General features: G+C 36.6%; 6 protein-coding genes. All 6 read right to left on the reverse strand.

Going from position 1 to position 5,689, the window contains the following annotated elements; translation table 11 throughout:
- Positions 1-100: 100 nt before the first annotated feature.
- The 6 genes from DFR78_RS11600 to gcvT all read right to left on the reverse strand — a co-directional run bounded on the left by DFR78_RS11600 (position 101) and on the right by gcvT (position 5,572).
- Positions 101-283 carry a DUF951 domain-containing protein gene (locus tag DFR78_RS11600; RefSeq protein ID WP_114458988.1) on the reverse strand — a complete coding sequence of 61 codons (183 nt, stop codon included), beginning with the start codon at positions 281-283 and terminating at the stop codon, positions 101-103.
- A gap of 24 nt (positions 284-307) precedes the next feature.
- Positions 308-856, reverse strand: a complete 549-nt coding sequence (locus tag DFR78_RS11605) for a tetratricopeptide repeat protein (RefSeq protein ID WP_114458989.1) — start codon at positions 854-856, stop codon at positions 308-310.
- A 431-nt stretch (positions 857-1,287) separates the two neighbouring features.
- Entirely contained in the window at positions 1,288-2,724 is a 1,437-nt protein-coding gene (gene gcvPB / locus DFR78_RS12075; RefSeq protein ID WP_199505625.1) for an aminomethyl-transferring glycine dehydrogenase subunit GcvPB, read from the reverse strand.
- Positions 2,725-4,062 (reverse strand): aminomethyl-transferring glycine dehydrogenase subunit GcvPA, encoded by a 1,338-nt coding sequence (gene gcvPA / locus DFR78_RS12080; RefSeq protein WP_233487071.1) that lies wholly within the window; start codon positions 4,060-4,062, stop codon positions 2,725-2,727. It abuts the gene before it with no gap.
- Between the two features lie 2 nt (positions 4,063-4,064).
- Positions 4,065-4,448 (reverse strand): glycine cleavage system protein GcvH, encoded by a 384-nt coding sequence (gcvH, locus tag DFR78_RS11615; protein ID WP_114458990.1) that lies wholly within the window; start codon positions 4,446-4,448, stop codon positions 4,065-4,067.
- A 50-nt stretch (positions 4,449-4,498) separates the two neighbouring features.
- Entirely contained in the window at positions 4,499-5,572 is a 1,074-nt protein-coding gene (gcvT, locus tag DFR78_RS11620) for a glycine cleavage system aminomethyltransferase GcvT (protein WP_114458991.1), read from the reverse strand.
- Positions 5,573-5,689: the final 117 nt, after the last annotated feature.

The raw sequence follows: 5,689 nt of genomic DNA on the forward strand, positions 1-5,689 counted from the left end.
TATTAGCTAAACATAATAATTGAAATTCAAAACCGTCTGCTATTTTCTCGGGGCAAGCCCACGAGGTTTGCTAGCAGACTATAACTTCTATCACTTAATTTTAATCAAGTTTTTTCTTAACACTTTTTTCAAACTTTTTTCTGGGCAGCATTATAATTCTGCCACATGTATCACATTTTGCTTTAAAATCCATGCCAACTCTTATTATCTTCCAGATATCCCCACCACAGGGATGTGTTTTTTTAAATTGCACTCTATCTCCAGTTTTATAATCTGCTGACATCTATTACCACTCCTTTAGCTAACTTTAAAACATCCAGAGATAAAATAACAGCCCAAACCCAATCAATACCAGCAGTCCAGTAAGACAGCCCGGTTCTTTATAAAAAGGCCTGTCATTTTTAGATTCATAAACAAAGCTGCCGTATTTTCTTGCTTTTTTTAAATACTTAATTGAATTTGCATAGTCACCATCTTCACGATAAATAACTCCCAAATTATTATAGGCTGGCCCATATTTTGGGTCAATTTCTACTGCTTTTTCATATAATTTCTTTGCTCTTGCGTTATTTCCTGCTTTTCGGGCCAGACTTCCAAGATTGGTAATTGCCGGTGCAAATTCGCTGTCAATCTCAACTGCTTTATAAAGAAATTCTTCTGCTTTTTCTATTCTATCTTCTCTAATAGCTATTACCGCTAATTTATTGTAGGCCGGAGCAAAATCAGGATGTTCTTCAATAATATTTTGAAATTCTTCTTTTGCTTTTTTATTTCTGCGTTCAAATAATTTGAGCGCTTTTTTGTATTTTTCAGCCTTATCAGCTGGTAAATTGTCAATATAATCTGATTCTCTCATATTACCACCTACTCTAATTTAGACTTCAGTATCATATTATATCACAGAGATATGCAAAACTGCAAAAAAAAAAAAAGCTCCCTTTAAGAATCCTGTATCATTAATCTTAAAGGGAGAACTTTAACCAGATTAAATCTTAATTTATTTGTTTATCTTTAATCAAAATCAATCTGCAGTTTAATCATAATATTACACTCTTGACACGTCGCGGGCACGCCCACGTGGATTCCTTATTCATAAAAAATTGCCTACATTCATAAAAAATTGCCTACTTAAAGCATACCAGAGGGTAGATTAAGTTAGCTCTTACGTTCTCTCGAAAGGCGTAAATTCGGGTAAACCCATCAGGCTTTCTAGTGCTTAACTTCTATAATCTGGAAGGTGGTATCCACTCTCTATCTAAAATGTTCAAAGAATTTTACCAGCGAATTTTACCAGCGGAGATTTGGCTCTCTTGCCGCCTTTGTTTCATCTAATTTACGCACAATAGTTGTGTGTGGCGCATTATTTACCAGTTCTGGATCCTCTTTTATTTCCCGGGCAATTGTAAGCATTGTATCGACAAATCTATTTAATGTCCGGATATCTTCTGTCTCTGTAGGTTCTATCATCATTGCCTCTTTTACAACAAGAGGGAAATATATTGTTGGTGCATACTGATCATAATCAAGCAGTCTTTTTGCAATATTGAGAGTTGATACACCTTCTTTTTTTTGCTTGCTTCCAGAAAGAACAAATTCGTGCAGGCTGTCAGCAGCGTATGGAAGTTCAAACTCTTTTATCAGCTTTGCCTTTAGATAATTGGCATTTAAAACAGCATTTTCTGTTGTTTTCTTCAATCCTTTACCTCCAATAGTGATAATATAGCTCCATGCCCTCAGCATAACTCCATAATTACCATAAAATGCATGAACCTTGCCCAGTGAATCAGGTCTATCATTATCCCAGAAATAGCTGTCTTTTCCTTTTTTGAGTACAGGTTTGGGCAGATATGGTGCCAAAAAATCTTTAACACCAACCGGACCAGAGCCCGGTCCACCTCCACCATGAGGAGTGGAAAATGTCTTATGTAGATTAAAGTGAAGAACATCGAAATCCATATCACCAGGTCTTACATAACCCATTACAGCATTCATGTTGGCTCCATCATAATAAAGCAGACCGCCATTATCATGCACTATATCGGCTATTTCTAATATATCTTCCTCAAATATGCCCAGTGTATTTGGATTTGTAAGCATTAATGCTGCAACATTTTCATCCATTGCTTCTTTCAAATCATCTACATCAACCATACCCCGTTCATTTGAAGGTATTTCTACCACATCATACCCGGCCATCATTGCACTGGCAGGATTTGTTCCATGTGCTGAGTCAGGTACAAGAACTTTAGTTCTATTATCATTTTTTTTATCAAAATACTGATGAATTATCATCATACCTGTCAGTTCACCATGAGCTCCAGATGCAGGCTGTAAAGTTATCTCATCCATACCGCTAATTTCTGCAAGGTACTGTTTTAATTCATATAATATTTCTAAAGAACCCTGAACATGTTCATCCTCCTGATATGGATGAATATTCGTCAGTTCAGCAGCTCTAGCTACATTTTCATTTCTTTTAGGATTGTATTTCATTGTACAGGATCCAAGTGGATATATTCCAGAATCAACTCCATAGTTAAGTTCTGACAGGGCAGTATAATGTCTTACAACATCTACTTCACTAACTTCCGGCAGACCAGGACTTTCTTCTCTGATATAATCAGAATAATAACTATCTAAATCTGATTTTTCTACATCCAAAGGTGGTAGTGAATATCCTTTTCTTCCTTGACTGCTGTAGTCTTTAATTAATAATTCTTCCACTTAAACCACCTCCAGTTTTTCTACTAACTGATCCATTTCTTCTTTTGTCCTCTTCTCTGTCACACAGATAAGCAGACCATCGCGCTCAGCTTCCTTTAAATCATATCCCACTATAATATTTTCTTCCAGTAGGCTATTTTTAACTTTTTCTAAATCTCTGTCACTTTTAACCACAAATTCAAAAAAGAAGTTGTCTTTATTAACTACCTGATAACCATCTAATTTATCAATTCTTTCGGCAAGATAATGAGCCTTATGAAATGACTGTTCTGCTACTTCTTTTAGCCCATCCTTACCCATTGCTGCCATATAAATAGTAGCCATCAGTGCATTAAGAGCCTCATTTGTACAGATATTGGAAGTAGCTCTTTCTCTTCTAATATGCTGTTCACGTGTCTGAAGTGTCAAAACAAAACCTTCTTTTCCGTCTACATCAGTTGTTTTTCCAACAATTCTTCCCGGCAGCTGGCGTATATAACTTCTGTCATCTCTTGTTGACATAAAACCCAGATATGGCCCACCATAATTAAGGCCATTACCAAGATTTTGTGCCTCACCGACAACTATATCTGCTCCAAATTCGGCCGGTTCTTTAAGCAGTCCCAGAAGAATCGGATTGGCAATTACTACAAAAACGGCTTTTTTAGCATTATTAACCATTCTACCTATTTCTTCCATTTTTTCTATAGAGCCAAAAAAATTCGGGTATTGAACAACTACTACTGCAGTATCATCATCCAGCTCTTTCTCAATCAGTTCAGGCAAAACAGCTGTATTTTCTGTTTTAATGTCTATAAACTCAAGGTCCTGATGTCTGCCATATGTTCTAATAACTTCCCTGTAGGCAGGATTAACTGTTTCAGGAAGCAGAACTTTTTTCCTGCGGGAAATCCTTGCTCCCATAACAACAGCTTCAGCTGCAGCTGAACCGCCATCAAGCATAGAAGCATTTGTCACATCAAGGCCTGTAAGCTCTGATATCATGCTCTGATATTCATATATAGCTTCCAGAGTTCCCTGACTCAATTCTGCCTGATAGGGGGTATAAGCTGTATAAAATTCCGATCTAGAAATCAGATGATCAATAATACCAGGTACATAATGATCATATGCTCCAGCACCTAAAAAAGAGGTTAATTTATCTAAGCTCTTATTTTTTGCTGCATGTTTTTGAACTTTTCTTACCAGTTCAAGCTCTGAAATTCCATCTGGAATATTTAATGGTCTGTCCAAAGCTACTTCTTCTGGTATCATATTAAAAAGGTCTTCGACAGCTTTAACCCCTATCTCTTTCAGCATGTTTTTTCTTTCTGATTTTGTATTGGAAACATAGTCCATTATTATGCCTCCTCAATAAATTCTGTATACTCCTCTGCGCTGAGAAGTTCTTCAAGTTCTGATTCATCACTCATTTCCATTTTTATTAACCAGCCATCACCATATGGATCTTCATTGATGAGTTCTGGATTATCAAATAATTCTTCATTAACTTCAACTACTTTTCCACTAACAGGGACAAATACATCGGAAACAGCTTTAACAGATTCTAAAACTCCAAAACTGTCGTTCTGATTGAATTCATCACCAGCATCAGGCAGCTCTACAAATACAATATCCCCCAGCTCTTCCTGAGCAAAATCAGAAATTCCTATTACTGCAGTATTACCTTCCTTTTTTACCCACTCATGATCTTCTGAATAAATTAAACCTTCTTTTACAGACATACCTTATTCCTCCTTAAAAGTTTTAATTACTTTAATCCCTTAATCCCCTTTTATACAAAAGCACCTTCAACTATCTCTGCTTTAACAAAACGATTCCGCACTTTAATCTCAATTTCTCTGCCATCTTCAATTATTGTTTTGTCCAGATAGGCAAGTCCAATATTTTCTTCCAAAGTAGGTGAGTAGCTGCCGCTTGTAACAACACCAATCTTTTTCCCTTTATCATATACTTCATAACCATGTCTTGCTATACCCCGACCGGTGATTTTAAATCCAGCCAGCTTATTTGGATAACCATTTTCTTTATATTTTTTTATCTTTTCTCTCCCAATAAAGTCTCCTTTATCCAGCTTAACTGTCCATCCAAGTCCTGCCTCAAGTGGATGATTTTTCTCTGTCATATCATTACCATAAAGATTCATTTTCTTTTCCAGGCGCAGTGTATTACGAGCTCCCAGCCCGGCTGGTTTTAAACCATAATTTTCACCTGCTTCCATCAGACTATCCCACACCTTTTCTGCTTTTAAAGCAGAAAAATAGAGTTCATAACCCAGTTCACCTGTATAACCTGTTCGTGAGATTATAGCATCAACTTCTGCAGCTTCTGAAATTTCGAATTTATAATACTTTAATTCTGCTAAGTTTATGTTAGTTAACTTTTGTAATATGTTTCTGGACTCAGGTCCCTGCAGTGCAATTAATGCATAATCTTCTGACTTATTTTCTGCTGCAGTTTCTTCCAGAAGATGGCTGCTTATCCATTTATAGTCTTTTTCAGTATTTGAGGCATTTACGACAAGCATAAACTTGTTGTCCTCAAGTTTATACACCAGCAAATCATCGATGATGCCTCCCTCTTCATTACACATTGGTGTATATAATATTTCACCTCTGCTTAATTTTGCTGCATCATTTGTTATCAGCCTCTGGATCGAATCTTCTGCTTTCTTTCCTGAAACAATAATCTCTCCCATATGGGAAACATCAAAAATACCACATTTTTCTCTTACAGCCTTATGTTCTTCTATTATACTGCTGTATTCTACTGGCATTTCCCATCCGCCAAAATCAATCATTTTTGCTCCAAGTTTCTTATGAGTTTCATTTAATGGAGTCTTTTTCACTATTACACCTCCTTAACATAGTAATAGAGTAGGACCAGCCTTTCAGCTGGGACCCCTCGTCAAACTGCACGTACGGTTCTCCCGTATACAGCTTTCCGTCAGTCGTTGCCCCGTCTC

It is taken from the genome of Halanaerobium sp. MA284_MarDTE_T2, assembly GCF_003337245.1.
Classification (GTDB): Bacteria; Bacillota; Halanaerobiia; order Halanaerobiales; family Halanaerobiaceae; genus QPJE01.